Annotated in this window: 10 protein-coding genes; 7 read left to right on the top strand and 3 right to left on the bottom strand. The window is 72.5% G+C overall.

From position 1 onward, the window contains the following. Positions 1-107: 107 nt before the first annotated feature. Complete coding sequence (locus ACIBEC_RS27025) at positions 108-1157, bottom strand: LacI family DNA-binding transcriptional regulator (RefSeq protein WP_396289049.1); 1050 nt, start codon at positions 1155-1157, stop codon at positions 108-110. A 259-nt stretch (positions 1158-1416) separates the two neighbouring features. Here ACIBEC_RS27025 and ACIBEC_RS27020 point away from each other — a divergent pair, with 259 nt between their 5' ends. The 5 genes from ACIBEC_RS27020 (at position 1417) to ACIBEC_RS27000 (ending at position 7346) form a co-directional block, all read left to right on the top strand. Continuing rightward, the gene (locus tag ACIBEC_RS27020; RefSeq protein ID WP_360509899.1) at positions 1417-2760 is read left to right on the top strand and encodes an extracellular solute-binding protein; all 1344 of its coding nucleotides are present in this window, start codon (positions 1417-1419) and stop codon (positions 2758-2760) included. A 5-nt stretch (positions 2761-2765) separates the two neighbouring features. Next, a complete protein-coding gene (locus tag ACIBEC_RS27015; RefSeq protein WP_396289047.1) occupies positions 2766-3713 on the top strand; it encodes a carbohydrate ABC transporter permease in 948 nt (315 codons plus the stop codon). 3 nt (positions 3714-3716) lie between these two features. After that, the gene (locus ACIBEC_RS27010; protein WP_360509900.1) at positions 3717-4589 is read left to right on the top strand and encodes a carbohydrate ABC transporter permease; all 873 of its coding nucleotides are present in this window, start codon (positions 3717-3719) and stop codon (positions 4587-4589) included. A gap of 25 nt (positions 4590-4614) precedes the next feature. Then, positions 4615-6084, top strand: coding sequence for a GH1 family beta-glucosidase (locus ACIBEC_RS27005; RefSeq protein ID WP_396289045.1), 1470 nt, complete (start codon positions 4615-4617; stop codon positions 6082-6084). 179 nt (positions 6085-6263) lie between these two features. Continuing rightward, positions 6264-7346, top strand: a complete 1083-nt coding sequence (locus ACIBEC_RS27000) for a lactonase family protein (RefSeq protein ID WP_360509901.1) — start codon at positions 6264-6266, stop codon at positions 7344-7346. Between the two features lie 51 nt (positions 7347-7397). Here the strand turns inward: ACIBEC_RS27000 and ACIBEC_RS26995 are convergent, their stop codons facing one another. Next, entirely contained in the window at positions 7398-8372 is a 975-nt protein-coding gene (locus ACIBEC_RS26995) for a glycoside hydrolase family 6 protein (protein WP_360509902.1), read from the bottom strand. Positions 8373-8532: 160 nt separating this feature from the next. Continuing rightward, complete coding sequence (locus tag ACIBEC_RS26990; protein ID WP_360509903.1) at positions 8533-11517, bottom strand: glycoside hydrolase family 48 protein; 2985 nt, start codon at positions 11515-11517, stop codon at positions 8533-8535. A gap of 477 nt (positions 11518-11994) precedes the next feature. Between ACIBEC_RS26990 and ACIBEC_RS26985 the strand changes: the two genes are divergently transcribed. Together ACIBEC_RS26985 and ACIBEC_RS26980 are read left to right on the top strand one after the other, a co-directional pair. Further along, positions 11995-12999, top strand: a complete 1005-nt coding sequence (locus tag ACIBEC_RS26985) for a LacI family DNA-binding transcriptional regulator (RefSeq protein WP_360509904.1) — start codon at positions 11995-11997, stop codon at positions 12997-12999. Between the two features lie 193 nt (positions 13000-13192). Further along, complete coding sequence (locus ACIBEC_RS26980; RefSeq protein WP_360509905.1) at positions 13193-15361, top strand: glycoside hydrolase family 9 protein; 2169 nt, start codon at positions 13193-13195, stop codon at positions 15359-15361. Positions 15362-15430 lie beyond the last annotated feature (69 nt).

Genomic DNA, 15430 nt, shown 5'->3' with positions numbered 1-15430 from the left:
CCGCCCCTTTCTTTTTTTGTTAAATTCGGGGTCCCGGGGGGGGGGCGGGGGGGCGGGCCCCCCGCCCCCCCGCCCCCCCCGGGGCGCCCCCCCCCCCCCCCGGCCGGTCAGGAGGACTCCCGCACCACCAGCTCCGTCGGCAGCACCAGGCGGGACGGCTCGGTGTCCTCGCCCGCGATCTGCCGCAGCAGGAGCCCGGCCATCGTGCGGCCCATCTCCTCGATCGGCTGGCGGACGCTGGTCAGCGGCGGGTCGAGGTGGCGGGCCACCGGCGAGTCGTCGACGCCCACCAGCGCGACGTCGCCGGGCACGTCCAGGCCCCTGGCCCGCAGGACGGCGAGGGCGCCGACCGCCATCAGGTCGGAGGCGGCGAACACCGCGTCCACGTCGGGGCAGCGCTTCAGCAGCTCGCGCATCGCCCGGCGGCCGCCGTCCTCCGTGAAGTCACCGGTGGCGACGAGGTGTTCGTCCGCCGGCAGGCCGGCCGCCGCCAGCCCCTGGCGGTAGCCGGCCAAGCGGCCGTGCGCGGCGTCCATGTCCAGCGGGCCGGTGATGGTGGCGATGCGACGGCGCCCACGCCCGGCCAGGTGCTCCACCGCCGAGCGGCCCGCGCCCACGTTGTCGGAGTCGACGTACGCCACCGGCTCCTGCGGCGAACGGCGCCCGTTCAGCACGGCCGGCAGGCCCAGCGCGCGCACCTGGTCCGGCAGCGGGTCGTCCCGGTGGACGGAGACCAGCAGCACGCCGTCCACCCGCTGCGCGGCGAGGTACTGCTCGAAGCGCTGCCGCTCCTGCTCGGTGCGGATCAGCGTGAGCAGCAACTGCTTGTCTGCCGCACCGAGTTCGGCACTCACCCCACGGATGATGTCCAGGAAGTAGGGCTCCGCGAACAGCCGCGCCTCGGTCTCCGGTACGACCAGCGCGACCGCGTCCGTCCGGCTGCCGGCCAGCGCCCGGGCCGCCCGGTCGGGCACGTAGCCAAGCTCCGCGATGGCCCGGCCCACCGCCTCCTTCGCCTGTTCGCTCACCCGCGACGAGCCGTTGATCACCCGCGACACCGTGCCGCGCCCGACCCCGGCCCGGGCCGCGACCTCCTCCAGGGTCGGCCTTCCGGTCTGCCGTCTGCTCACTGCCCCCGTGCCCTCCGTCGCCGCCATCGGTCTCGCGCCCGCTTGGCAGAGGATCGTAGATCACCGGGGCGCGGCACCGCCATGGCTCGGCCGCGTTCAGGAAGTGACGGTGGCGTGCCAACGGCGGTGCGCCTGAGGGCAATTCGACTTCACCTCTTGACACCGGATCAGCTGAGGCAGGAACCTTCCGACATGGCGTGGGAGCGCTCCCATGCCTCCATGGGCCACCACCGGCGAGCCCACGTACCACCCCCGGACGACACCACCCCCGGACGAGGAGAGTGGAATGCGCACCACCGGCACCATCACCACCAGACGTCGACGCCTCACCGCGCTCATCGCCCTGGCCGCGGGCACCGCCCTCCTGGCCGGCTGTGGCAGCGGCGGCGGCACCGGCACGAAGGCCGACGGCGCAAGCGGCACCGTCACCCTGCGGATCGGCACCTTCGGATCCTTCGGCTACGACAACGACACCGGCGCCAAGCTCTACGCCGAGTACGAGAAGCTGCACCCCGGCATCAAGATCGTCGAGTCCAACGTGGCCGACGGCCAGAAGTACTGGGACACGCTCAAGCTGCGGCTCTCCCGGGACAGCGGACTCGCCGACATCCAGGCCGTCGAGGTCGGTTACATCGCCGAGGCCACCGGGCCTGCCCTGGCGGGCAAGTGGGCGGACCTCGCCAAGACGGGCGGCGCGGACCTCGGCGCCTTCCTGGACTGGAAGGTGAAGCAGGCCACCACGGCGGACGGCAAGGTGATCGGCCTCGGCACCGACATCGGCCCGATGGCCATCTGCTACAACAAGGACCTGTTCGCCAAGGCCGGACTGCCGACCGACCGCGCGCAGGTCGGCGCGCTCTGGGCCGGCAGCTGGGACAAGTTCCTCGAAGCCGGGCGCGCCTACCAGGCGAAGGCCCCCGAGGGCACCTCCTTCCACGACTCCGCCAGTGGCCTGTTCAACGCCGTCGTCTCCAGCGAGCCGGTCCAGTACGCGGACGCCAAGGGCGAGTTGGACTACCGCAACAGTCCCGGGGTGAAGCAGGCCTGGTCCGTCGCCACCAGCGCGGCCACCGGCGGACTCACCGCCAAACTGCGGCAGTTCGACGAGAAGGGCACCTGGAACGCGGGCTTCAAGAACAACAGGTTCGCCACCGTCGCCTGCCCGAGCTGGATGACCGGGATCATCAAGGACCAGGCCGGCCAGGAGAACCAGGGCAAGTGGGACATCGCCCCCGCCCCGGTCGCGGGCAACTGGGGCGGCTCCTTCCTGGCCGTCCCGAAGTCCGGCCCGCACGTCAAGGAGGCCGCCGAGCTCGCGGCCTGGCTGACCGCGCCCGCGCAGCACGCGAAGGTCTTCGCCGTCAACGGCAACATCCCCTCCACCAAGGAGACCCTCTCCTCCCCCGCCGTCCGGAACGCCACCCTGCCGTTCTTCGGCGACACCCCGGTCGGCCGGATCTACTCGGAGGCCGCCGCCGGCATCAAGGCCGTCCCGATCAGCCGCTGGGACGGCCAGGTGAAAACCTTCATCACCGACAACGGCATCCTCGACATCGAGCAACGCGGCACCGATCCCGCGCAGGCGTGGGCCAACGTCAACAAGCTGATCGACGACAAGATCCAGAAGTAGTCACGGTGGACCTCATCGCCCCCAACACCCAATCAATCAGGCCGCGTTGGCGCAGCAGGCTGTACCGCTGGGACGTCCGCGCCGCGCCGTATGCCTTCGTCGCGCCGTTCTTCCTCTGCTTCGCGGCCTTCGGCCTCTTCCCGCTGGTCTACACCGGCTGGCTCTCCCTGCACCGGGTCGAGCTCGGCGGCGAGGCCCAGTGGCTCGGCCTGCGCAACTACACCGCCCTGTGGGACAGCGACTTCTTCTGGAACGCGCTCGGCAACACCTTCACCATCGGCGTGATCTCCACTGTGCCGCAGCTGCTGCTCGCCCTGGGTCTGGCCCATCTGCTCAACTACGAGATGCGCGGCCGGGGTTTCCTCCGGGTCGCGGTGCTCGCGCCGTACGCGACCTCGATCGCCGCCGCGACGCTGGTCTTCGCCCAGCTGTTCAACAGCGACTACGGCCTGATCAACACCGTTATCGGCTGGGCGGGATTCCACCCGGTGGACTGGGAATCCTCCAAGTGGCCCGCGCAGATCGCCATTTCGGTGATCGTCACCTGGCGCTGGACGGGCTACAACGCGCTGATCTACCTCGCCGCGATGCAGGCCGTCCCGCAGGACCTGTACGAGGCGGCGGCGCTCGACGGAGCCTCCCGGGCCCGGCAGTTCCTCAGCGTCACCATCCCGTCGATCCGCCCGACCATCCTGTTCACCATCGTGGTGTCCACCATCGGCGCCACCCAACTCTTCGGCGAGCCCATGCTGTTCGGCGGCAGCCTGGGGGTCAGCGGCGGCAGCGGCAACCAGTTCCAGACGCTCAGCCTGCTGATGTACGAGAAGGGGTGGGTGACCGGGGCGCTCGGCCAGGCCTCCGCGATCGCCTGGGTGATGCTGCTGCTCCTGCTGTCCGTGGGCGCCGTACAGGCGCTCGTCGTCCGCGTCCGTCACCCTCGCAGGAGGGGCTGAACCATGAGCACCGCATCCACGACACGCACCCGGTGGCGTCCGTCCGCCGGGCGCCAGCAGCACGCCGGGCCGCTGACCTACGCCTTGCTCGTACTGGCCGCCCTGGTCTCGCTTTTCCCGCTGTACTGGAACCTGGTCGCCGCCTCACACTCGGGCGAGCGGGTGGTCGAGGCACCCGCGCCGCTGCTGCCGGGCCGGCACCTGTTCGACAACCTGGCCTTCGCCTGGAACCAGGTCGACATGGGCCGGGCACTGGTCAACACCACGGTCGTGGCAGGCCTGGTAGCCCTGTCCACCGTGATGTTCTCCACCCTGGCCGGGTTCGCCTTCGCCAAACTGCCCTTCCGGGGCCGCAACGTGCTGCTCGCCCTCGTGGTCGCCACCATGACCATCCCGCCGCAGCTCAGCGTCATCCCGCTGTACGAGATCATCACCGACCTGGGCTGGGTGGACCAGCTGCAGTCGGTCGTGCTGCCCTCGCTGGTCGCCGCGTTCGGAGTCTTCTTCATGCGCCAGTACCTGGTCGAAGCCCTGCCGGTGGAGCTGGTCGAGGCCGCCCGGGTGGACGGCGCGCACAGCCTGCGGATCGTCTGGCACGTGGTCTTCCCGGTGGCGCGGCCCGCCATGGCCGTCCTCGGCATGCTGGTCTTCGTCCAGGCCTGGAACGACTTCTTCTGGCCCTTCATCGCCCTCACCCCGGAAGGCAACCCCACCCTCCAGGTCGCGCTCGCCGGCCTCGGATCGGGCAACCACAGCGTCGACCAGGCGATCGTGCTGACCGGCGCCCTCATCTCCACCGTGCCGCTGCTACTGGTCTTCGCACTGCTGGGCAAACACATCGTGGGCGGCATCACCGCCGGCGCCGTCAAGAACTGAACCTCCTCACCCCCGGGAGCAGCCCGTGCCCCTTCCCCCCGCCAGCCCCCTCACCCCTGCCACGACCCCACCCCCCGTCACGGCCCTGCCCCGCTTTCCGGCCGGGTTCCTCTGGGGCGCGGCCACCTCCGCCTACCAGGTGGAGGGCGCCACCGCCGAGGACGGCCGCACCGCCTCGATCTGGGACACCTTCTGCCGCACCCCCGGCAAGGTCTTCCAGGGGCACACCGGCGAGGTCGCGGCCGACCACTACCACCGCTTCCGCGAGGACGTCCGGCTGATGGCCGAACTGGGGCTGACCGCCTACCGTTTCTCCGTCTCCTGGCCGCGCGTCCAGCCCACCGGCCACGGCCCGGCCGTCCAGCAGGGCCTGGACTTCTACCGCCGCCTCACCGACGAGCTGCTCACTGCCGGGATCACCCCCGTCGCCACGCTCTACCACTGGGACCTCCCGCAGGAGCTGGAGTCGGCCGGCGGCTGGCCCGAACGCACGACCGCCGAGCGGTTCGCCGAGTACGCCGCGCTGGTGGGCGAGGCCCTCGGCGACCGGGTCGAGCACTGGACCACCCTCAACGAGCCCTGGTGCAGCGCCTTCCTCGGCTACGGCTCCGGCGTCCACGCCCCCGGCCGCACCGACCCGGTGGCCGCCCTGCGGGCCGCCCACCACCTCAACCTCGGCCACGGCCTGGCCGTCACGGCACTGCGCGGCGTGCTGCCCGCCGCCGCCCGCCTGTCGGTCGCGCTCAACCTGCACGCACTGCGCCCGCTCACCCCGTCCACCGCCGACCAGGACGCCGTGCGCCGGATCGACGCCGTCGGCAACCGGGTCTTCCTCGGCCCGATGCTGGAGGGCGCCTACCCGAAGGACCTGCTCGCCGACACGGCCCACCTCACCGACTGGGCCTTCGTCCGCCCCGGCGACGAGGCCGCGATCCACCAGCCGCTGGACTGGCTGGGCGTCAACTACTACACGCCCACCGTCGTCTCGGCAACCGCCGAGGGCACCGCCCCCGCCCGCGAGGACGGCCACGGCGCCGGCGCCGGTACCCCCTGGCCGGGCGCCGACCGGGTCGGCTTCCACCCGGCCCCGGGCGAGCTGACCGCGATGGGCTGGGCCGTCGACCCCACCGGCCTGCACCAGCTGCTGACCGGACTGGCCCGACGCCACCCGAACCTGCCACTCATGGTCACAGAGAACGGCGCGGCCTACCACGACGAGATCGGCGAGGACGGCACCGTCGACGACCCGGAACGCATCGCCTACCTCCACGCCCATCTCGCGGCCGCCCACCGGGCCGCAGCCGACGGCGCGGACCTGCGCGGCTACTTCGCCTGGTCCCTGCTCGACAACTTCGAGTGGGCCTACGGCTACGACAAGCGCTTCGGCCTGGTCCACGTCGACTACCCCACCCAGACCCGCACCCCCAAGTCCAGCGCCCGCTGGTACGCCCGCGTCGCCCGCACCGGCGAACTGCAGCCGCCGACCGGCTCCTAGGATCGCAGCGTCGAACGCCTCGTGACAGAGTTGGCCGGTGCCGGGCAGACCACCCGGCACCGGCCGCGACGCGCTCAACGGCGACCCGCCCCAGGAGACCCCCGGCCGTCGCCCGCGGCCGCCTGTGCCACACCCCGTGACAGACCGTTCGCCGAACGGTGGACAGAGAGCAGGCGTCCTTGAACCACCCCCCGACCCCCACGTCCGGCGGTCTGTTGATCATCGGCAGTGCCGCCCCGGCCGACACTCCCGGCGCCGGCCTGTCCACCGTCGGCTACGACGCCACCGGCACCATGGGTCTCCTTCGCACCCTGCCGGTCGACCGTCCGTCCTACGCGGCCCTCGACCCGACCCGCGCGGTCCTGCACGCCGTCCTGGAACAGGAAGCCGGGCAGGTCCTCTCCCTCCGGATCGATCCCCGCACGGGGACCCTCAGTCTGCCCGCCACCACCATGAGCGGTGGCATGGGCCCCTGCCACCTCGCGGTCCACCCCAGCGGTTCACACCTCTTCGCGGCCCACTACGGCGACGGCGTCCTCTCGGTCATCCCCACCGGCGCCGGCGACGCGGTCGCCGCCGCCGAGCCGGTGCAGACCGTCCGCCATCCCGGCCGCGAGGCCTCCGGCGAACTGCGCACCGCCCCGCACGCCCACATGGCAGCCCCCTCGCCGGACGGACGGTTCCTCCTCTGTACGGACCTGGGCACCGACCGGGTCTACGTCTACGCCTTCCATCCGGCCACCGGCCGGCTCAGCGCACACCGAACCGTCCGACTGCCGGCCGGACGTGGCCCCCGGCACCTGGCGTTCCACCCGTCGGCAGGACACGTCTACGTCCTCAACGAACTCTCCTCCACCCTCACCGTCTGCACCTGGGACGCGCTCGCGGGCCGCCTCGAACCCACCGCCGAGCTTGAGACGCGCCGGGATCCGGGCGCGCCGAACGCCAACCAAGCCGCCGCCGTCCGGGTCTCCGCGGACGGCCGCTTCCTCTACACGACCAACCGCGGCGACGACGCGATCGCCGTGCACGCCCTCCACGACGACGGGGCGGCTGCCGAGCTGATCGACGTCACCGCCTGTGGCGGGTCCTGGCCCCGCGACATCGCCCTCACCTCCGACGGGCGGCTCCTGTTCTGCGCCAACCAGGGTTCCGACACCCTGACGGCCTTCCACCGCGACCCGGCCTCCGGTCATCTGACCCCTGCCGGAGAGCCCCTCGTGATCACCGAACCCACCTCCGTCCTGCCGATCGGCCCCTGACCGGTGGAGGCGGCCGGCCCCGGCCCCGGACGGGGCCGGGGCCGCGCCATGTCAGTAGCCGTAGATCATCTTGTAGGCGACCTCGGGCAGGAACTGCCCGGCGGTCGATCCGGCGCCGCCACCGCAGTTGCCGTCGGACTCGCCGGGCACCTTGATCCACAGCAGCATCTCGGCGCCGCCACCCCGCTGCGTGGGCGTCCCGATCCTCCTCCCCGCCGGGTTGCACCACGCGCCGTTGGAGCCGTTGCCGTTGCGGCTGGTGTCGACGACGTAGGGCTTGGTGAAGCCCTTCCCGGACTTCAGGGCCGCGTTGACAGCGTTGCCGTAGGCGACGTTCTCCGTGGTGGTGAGGTAGTTCGACACGTTCAGCGAGAACCCGTGCGCTCCGCTCACCCCGGCCGCGGCCAGGTGCTGGGCCATGGTGTCGGCGCTCAGCCACCCGGGGTTGCCGGCGTCGAGATAGACCCAGGTGTTCGGGGCCTTGGCGTTGAACTGCGCGATGGCGTTGCTCAGCAGGGCGTTGCGCTCGGTGATCTGGGCCGGGGTCATGCAGCTCTCGTCGCCGAGCGAGTCGGGTTCGAGGACGACCACCGCGGGCCGGTTGCCGATGCCGCCGGCGAAGCCGGCGATCCAGGTCCGGTAGTCCGCGGCGCTTCCCGCCCCGCCACCGGACTGCCCGGCGCAGATGTCGCGGTTGGGGATGTTGTACGCCACCAGGAGGGGCAGCTCGCCCTTGGCGGCGGCCGCGCCGGCGAAGGACCCGGTCGCCGTCCCGATGGTGCCGCTCCAGTTGCCGAACCAGCGTGCCGTCGGCACGTCGGCGATCGAGGACCGGACGGCGGGGGCGCGGCCGTCGCCCGGGTTGGCGTTGACCCACCGACGCGCGGAGGAATCGGGGTCGACGTAGAAGCCGCTGGTCATGGTGGTGGGGTCGGCGGCGTGGGCGGTCCCGGGGTGGACCGCGACCAGGAGGGCGCCCAGCACCGGGGCCAGGAGCAGGGACCGCGTACGGAGCGAGCAGCGCATGGTGTTTCTCCACGGGGTGGGGGGTGGGGGCGGGCGGGGCTCCCGGTGTCTTCCCTGGAGCCCGTGTGCCGTCCGGCCCGGCCTCGGCTTCGCATGCGTGCGCGGAGCCGGGTCCGGGGTCGGGGTCGGGTCGGGGACCGAGCCGGCGCGGGTGGGCCGCTCAGTTGCCCGGGTTGACGCTCGGGAACAGCTGGGCGAAGGTGTCGAAGGCGGTGGCGATGTCCGCCTCGGCCCAGAACCGGTGGTAGGTGAAGGTCGGCGCGGCGCCGCCGTCGAGGTAGGTCTGCACCTTGGACCATTGCGGGTCCCTGGTGTACCAGGGGCGGATCGACAGGAAGGTGTTGCTCGCCGAGCTGATCCGGGTGCCGTCCGGGTAGCTGCCGGTCCAGCCGGGCGGCACGTACAGGCCCTGGTGGGTGGTCGATGAGTAGGCCTGGGTGAAGCGGCTGTAGTCGGCGCGGGTCTCGGCGGCCGAGTAGCCCAGGCCGTCGGTGTACCTGGCGTGCAGGGTGTCCAGGATGTTCTGGGCGAACTTCTGGGCGCTGCTGCTACCGGACTTGGCCGCGTAGTACGCGAGGGTCTTGGCGAGCGAGCCGGCCACGCCGACGTCGGTGCTGGTACCGCTCGCGACGACGTGCAGGCCCGCGTTGCTTCCGGGGCTGGTGGCGTTCCAGGTGTCGGGCGCGCCGGTCCAGGTGAGCTTGTCGGGGGTGGTCAGGGTGCCGGTGGCCCGGTCGGCCCGGGAGACGGACATCGCCCACGGGATCCACTTGTCGAGGATGCCCTTCGCCCGGGTGTCGCCCGTGGCGTAGTAGTACTCGGCGAAGCGTTCCATCGACCAGGTCTGGAACCCGAACCACTGGTTGGAGGAGGGGTCGTGGTACTCGGGCTGCCAGTCGTAGTACAGGCCGTAGAAGGTCGGGTCGCCCGCCGGCGGTGCCGCGTCGTCGCCGTAGTTCCCGCCCCAGCTGTTGGTGGCGCCGCCGGCGATGCCGCCCTCGGTGGACTGCAGCCACTGGAAGAACTGGAGCTGCTTGTCCAGACTGCCCGCCCAGTCGGTGGCGGCGCTCGGCGAGAGCGGCTTCAGGCCGGGGTCGTTGGCGAGCACCCAGGCGGCCATCGGGTTCTGGTAGCCCTGGTGGGCGGCGGAGCCGGAGATCCGCCACGACCAGCTGCCGTCGGCTGCCCCTCCCCAGGCGAAGTACCAGGTCAGCAGGCCGAGTTGCTCGTTCGCCTTGGAGGTGCCGCCGGGGCAGGTGGTGGAGCCGAGGCAGTTGCCCGCCTGCTTGAAGTACTTGTCGTAGAGCGAGTAGCGCAGGTAGTCGCCGAGCTTGGCGGCCTTGGCGAGGGTCGCGGTGATGGCCGCGCTCTTGCCCTGCGACGTGGCGAACTGCTCCGCCCAGTAGGCGGCCTGGACCAGCCGGGCGTCGGCGTCGGGCGCGTCGGTGTACTTGTACTGCTTGCTGAAGGAGCCGCCGCCGTCGTTGAACAGGCTGAGGAAACCGGAACTGCTGTTGCCGTACGTGAACAGGTCGCAGTCGGGCTGCGGCACCGTCTCCCAGACCGACTCCTCCGGGCCGCGCTGGAAGGTGTTGATCAGGCTGGGTTTGCTGGTTCCGTCCTCGCACTGCCCGAAGCCGTACTTGTTGTCGGCGTCCAGCAGCCAGGCCGGGGCGTAGATGTCCGAACTGCCGTAGGCCCGGCCCAGCTCCGCGGAGAGCGGGTCGGTGCCGACCGGTACACCGCCGTTCAACTTGGCCGGGTACTGGTCCGGTTGGGCCTTCTCGGGACCGTACTGGCCGGGCTTGGCCGGATTGTAGGTGCTCTGACCGGGCTGCTGGGCGTGACTGGGGATCAGGTGGGTCTCCAGGTTGGTCCAGGCGTTGTTGAAGCCCGTCCAGTCGCCGGTCACCCGGCCGTAGTCGGCCTCCAGCCACAGCCAGTAGCTGTAGGTCTCGGAGGTGGTCTCGTGGCCGTAGTCGGGAGCCTCCACGATCAGGGTCTCCACCGCGTGGTACGGGATGCCCTGCGGGCTGAAGTACCCGCTCGCCGGGTTCTTGAGCTTGCTGTAGAGGTCCAGGAAGTACTGGTCGTAGCCCGAGGTCTTCGCCGCCTCGGTCACCGTGACGGCGCCGGGGCCGAAGCCGGCCGCGGAGGCGGTGAAGGTGGCGGTCCCGCCGACCTGCCCGGCATCGGTGCCGGCCGCTATGGTGACGGTCTGCGGGACGTTCCAGTTCCCGGGGGTGAAGGTGAGGCCGGCGCCGGACGTCACGCTCAGGTCCGGGTCGTTGCCCGAACGGTCCACCGTGACCGTGGTGTTCGCGGTCGGCGCCTGGGAGAGCGCGACGGTGAAGGTGCCGGTGCTCCCCTGCTGGACGGCGAGCGTGGCCGGGCTGACCAGGACGCTCGGCCCGGCCACCTTGATCGCGACAGGGCCGGAGGTCGTGGTGGCGCCGGCGTCGTCGGTGGCGACGGCGGTGACCGAGTAGTCGCCCGCCGCCACGTTCGCCCAGTCGACGCCGTACGGCGCGGTGACGGCGGTGCCGATCAGGGTGTTGGCGGCGGCCGAGGTCGAGGCGTAGAAGTCCACCTTCGAGACGGTGCCGTCGGCGTCGGCCGCGTCGGCGGCGAGCTTCACGGTGGAGCCCGGGGTGAAGGTCTGCCCGGCTGCCGGGGAGGTGAGCGAGACGGTCGGCGGCCGGTCGGCGCCGCGGCAGGGGGTGCCGTTGACGGTGAAGCCGGTGGGGGCGGTGTTGGTGGCGCTGTAGGAGAAGTTGGCGCTGGTGGTGTAGCCGGCGCCGGGGGCGATGGTGGTGGCGTAGCCGGGGTTGGTGACGGTGACGGTCTGTCCGGTCTGGGTCCAGGTGCCGTTCCAGCCGTTCTGGAGGGTCTGGTTGCCGGTGTAGGCGTAGCCGAGGGTCCAGCCGTTGATGGCGGTGGTGCCGGTGTCGGTGATGGTGATGTTGGCGGTGAAGCCGCTGCCCCAGTCGTTGACGGCGTAGCTCACGCCGCAGGACAGCCCGGCGGTCGCCGCCGCGGTGGGCACCGTGACGGCGCCGCCCGCCGCACCGACCAGGACGAGCGCGGTGGCCGTCGCGGCGAGGGTGAGCGGGTTGCCCCTGGCACGCAGGGTTTCGCGTCGCATGCGCGTCCTCCAGATGGGTGGGGTACCGCCACGCGGGTGGGGACGCGCGGCGGACGGAGGTGCTGCGAGCGATCGTGGGCTTGCGCGCCCGGCTTGGGAAGCGCCCGCAGGGCCCGGCGACGCCGGTCGGCAGGCTCTGCGCAGCCGGACAACGGCGGCGACCAGCGCGGAGCCGCGTCCCGGTGGCAGTGGGCCGCCCGGCTCGGCAGCGTGTAAGTTACAGCGTCCGCCGGGAGCGCTCCCACGGCCGTCGACGGTATTTCACGGGCCCCGGCTTGATCCGTGGGGGATCGCCGGGTGCCCGGTGGTACGCGGAGGTGATCCGCCGCGCCGGGCTGCCCGACCCCGTGTGAGCGGGAGTGCCGGATCCCTTGACGCCGACCCCTCAACGGGCCAAGCTGGCAAGGGTGGTGGGCCGGCGCGGGTGACGGGTCCGGGGTGTGGTTCCCCTGTCGAGGACCGATCCAGGACGGCCCCATGCCCCAGCCCATTCCCGGCAAAGATCCCGCTCCGACGCTGGCCGAGGTCGCCCGTCTCGCCGGCGTCTCCACGGCGACCGCCTCCCGGGTGCTCAACCGTTCCGCCCGGGTCTCCACCGAGGTGGCGGCCCGGGTGGAACGGGCGGTGCGCGAGTTGGCGTACGTCCGCCGCCGGGCGCCCAGCACCCGGGCGACCGGCGTGGTGGCCGTCGTGGTCTTCGCGGATCCTCTGCAGTACCACGCGGACGCCTTCCCGGTACGGCTGCTGGCCGGGCTGCGGCGGTCCCTGTCCGGCGCAGAACGGGAGTTGGCCGTCTTCACGGTGCCCAGGCGCTCCCGGCGACCGCCGCTGGTGCGCTACCTGTGCGGCGGCCACGTCGACGGTGTGCTGCTGGTCGGCCCCTGGGGGGACACCTCGCTCGCCCGGTTGCTGCACGCGGCCGGGGTGCCCGTGGTGTCGCTGGGCCGGCCGCCGGAGCCGGGCACGGTGGCGTTCGTGGACGCTGACAACCTCGCCGGCGCCAGGGACGCGGTGCGACGGCTGTGCGCGTCCGGGCGTCGCTCCGTGGCCACCATCGCCGGGCCGCCGAACACCGCCGCCGGCGCGGACCGGCTGGCCGGCTACCACCAGACGGTGGCCGCGATGGCCGCGGCACGGCCGGCCGTGGCGTACGGCGACTTCAGCGGCGCTTCGGGCGAGCATGCGATGCAGCGACTGCTGGACCGGCGCCCCGAGGTCAACGCCGTGTTCGCCGCCTCCGACCAGATGGCAGCGGGCGCCCTCAGGACCCTTCGGCGGCACGGCCTGCGGGTCCCCGAGGACGTTGCCGTGGTCGGCTTCGACGACTCTCCTGTCGCCGCGCGGTGCCGGCCGGGGCTGACCACCGTCCGCCAGCCGGTAGAGGAACTCGGCTCCCATGCGATGGATCTGCTGCTGCGGAACCCGGCATGCGGCGAATCGGTGGTGCTGCCCACCCGGTTGGTCGTCCGGGCCTCGGGCTGAACGCGCCGCGCACCCGAGGCCGCCGGATGCGCCCGCGCCGTTCCGGAACCCGGTCGGCACCTGAGGTCAGGTCAATCTCGCCTCTCCTGCCCACCCTTGACGCACCTTGTGCGCGGCTGGCTTCATTGGAAGTGGGAGCGCTCCCACGCCCTGGGCTCCCCCACTCCCCACCCCCGAAGGAAGGCCCCCACCCATGCCTCCCCTCCTCTCCGGCCGCGCACTGCCCCGACGCGCGGCCGCCGCGCTCACCGGCCTGGCCCTGGCCGCCGGCGGGCTGACCGCCACCGCGTTCGCCCCGGCCACCACCACAGCGGCCACGGCCACGGCCACCACGGCCGCCGACTTCCCCGTCCGCGTGAACCAGCTCGGCTACCTGCCGGACGGGCCCAAGCGGGCGACCGTGATCAGCTCCGCGACCTCCCCACTCGCCTGGCAGCTGCGCGACGCCTCCGGCACGCAGGTCGCCGCCGGCACCACCACCGTGCACGGCGCCGACCAGGCGTCCGGCCAGTCCACGCACCTGGTGGACTTCGGCGCGTACACCGGCACCGGCACCGGCCTCACCCTGGTCGTGGACGGCCGGGCGAGCCACCCGTTCGACATCTCGGCGTCGCTGTACGACGGGCTGCGCGCCGACAGCATGTCGTTCTTCTACCAGCAGCGCAGCGGCATCGCCATCGACGCGGCCCTGGCCGGCAGCGCGTACGCGCGCCCCGCCGGCCACCTGGGCGTGGCGCCGAACCAGGGCGACACCAGCGTGCCGTGCCAGGCCGGGGTGTGCGACTACCGGTCGGACGTCCGCGGCGGCTGGTACGACGCCGGCGATCAGGGCAAGTACGTGGTCAACGGCGGCATCGCGACCTGGGAGCTGGTCAACTCCTTCGAACGAGCCCACCGTTCGGGCGGCGACGCGGCGCTGGGCGACTCCACGCTGCGCGTTCCCGAGCGCGGCAACGGGGTGCCGGACGTGCTGGACGAGGCCCGCTGGGAACTGGACTTCCTGCTGCGGATGCAGGTCCCGGACGGCAAGCCGATGGCCGGGATGGCCTTCCACAAGATGCACGACGCGCAGTGGACCGGCCTGCCGACCCGGCCCGAACTCGACGAACAGCCACGCGAGTTGCACAAGCCCTCGACCGCCGCCACGCTCAACCTGGCCGCCACCGCGGCGCAGTGCGCCCGGGTGTACGCACCGTACGACGCCGCCTTCGCCGCCCGCTGCCTGGACGCGGCCCGCCGCGCCTGGACGGCCGCCAGGGCCAACCCGAACGTCCTCGCCCCGGCGACCGACAACACCGGCGGCGGCGCCTACGAGGACGCCGACGTCTCCGACGAGTTCTACTGGGCCGCGGCCGAACTCCTCGCCACCACCGGCGAGTCGCAGTACCGGGACGCGGTCACCTCCTCCCCGCACCACACCAAGCCGGTCGACGCGTTCTGGTGGGGCGGCACCGCGACACTCGGCCGGATCACCCTGGCCACCGTGCCCGGCGTGGCCCTGCCCGCCGACGACGTGACGCGTCTGCGCGGCCTGCTGATCTCGGCCGCCGACGGCCACCTGTCCACCATGGCCGGACAGGGCTACGCGGTGCCGATCGCCGCCGACGGCTACGTCTGGGGGTCCAACAGCTCGGTCGCCGGCAACGCGATGGTGCTGGCCGTCGCCTACGAGCTGACCGGTGCCGCGCGCTACCGGACCGGCGCGCTGGAGGCGCTGGACTACCTGCTCGGCCGCAACGCGCTGGACCGCTCCTACGTGAGCGGCTACGGCGAGCGGGCCTCGGAGAACGAGCACCACCGGTTCTGGGCGCACCAGAACGACGCCTCGCTGCCGCACCCGCCGGCCGGCTCCCTCGCGGGCGGCCCGGACGCCGGCCTGGAGGATCCGGTGGCGAAGGCCCAACTGACGGGCTGCGCACCGGCCGCCTGCTACGTCGACGACATCGGCTCGTACTCGACCAACGAGGTGGCGATCAACTGGAACGCCTCGCTGGCCTGGCTCGCGGCGTTCGCCGCCGAACGGCGGGCGACACCGGTGCCGCCCGCGACGTCCTGCTCGGTGGCGTACCGGGTCGACAACGCCTGGAGCGGCGGGTTCACCGCGACGGTGACCGTGCGGAACACCGGCACCGCCGCCGCCTCCGGCTGGACGCTCGGCTGGAGCTTCCCGGGTGACCAGCGGATCTCGAGCGGGTGGAACGCGGCGGTGGCCCAGTCCGGCAGCGCCGTGAGCGCGCGGGACGCCGGTTGGAACGGCACCCTGGCCGCCGGCGCGAGCGCGAGCTTCGGCTTCCAGGCGACGTACTCCGGCGCCAACACGGCACCGGCCCGCTTCACCCTGAACGGCACCGACTGCACCTGAGCACCGCCCGGGCGGTCTGCCCGCCGCGCCGTCACGGCGGGGCGGGCAGACCGCGCGGCTACGGCCGGA

This window comes from Kitasatospora sp. NPDC051164 (assembly GCF_044455625.1).
Classification (GTDB): domain Bacteria; phylum Actinomycetota; class Actinomycetes; order Streptomycetales; family Streptomycetaceae; genus Kitasatospora.
Note: the sequence above shows the minus strand (reverse complement) of the source record. Positions and strands in the feature narration are given on the sequence as shown.

What these genes read in the sequence shown, in the direction of transcription:
- ACIBEC_RS27025 (WP_396289049.1), bottom strand. Translation starts at nt 1,157, where the DNA reads ATGGCGGCGACGGAGGGCACGGGGGCAGTGAGCAGACGGCAGACCGGA.
- ACIBEC_RS27020 (WP_360509899.1), top strand. Translation starts at nt 1,417, where the DNA reads ATGCGCACCACCGGCACCATCACCACCAGACGTCGACGCCTCACCGCG.
- ACIBEC_RS27010 (WP_360509900.1), top strand. Translation starts at nt 3,717, where the DNA reads ATGAGCACCGCATCCACGACACGCACCCGGTGGCGTCCGTCCGCCGGG.
- ACIBEC_RS26995 (WP_360509902.1), bottom strand. Translation starts at nt 8,372, where the DNA reads ATGCGCTGCTCGCTCCGTACGCGGTCCCTGCTCCTGGCCCCGGTGCTG.
- ACIBEC_RS26990 (WP_360509903.1), bottom strand. Translation starts at nt 11,517, where the DNA reads ATGCGACGCGAAACCCTGCGTGCCAGGGGCAACCCGCTCACCCTCGCC.
- ACIBEC_RS26985 (WP_360509904.1), top strand. Translation starts at nt 11,995, where the DNA reads ATGCCCCAGCCCATTCCCGGCAAAGATCCCGCTCCGACGCTGGCCGAG.
- ACIBEC_RS26980 (WP_360509905.1), top strand. Translation starts at nt 13,193, where the DNA reads ATGCCTCCCCTCCTCTCCGGCCGCGCACTGCCCCGACGCGCGGCCGCC.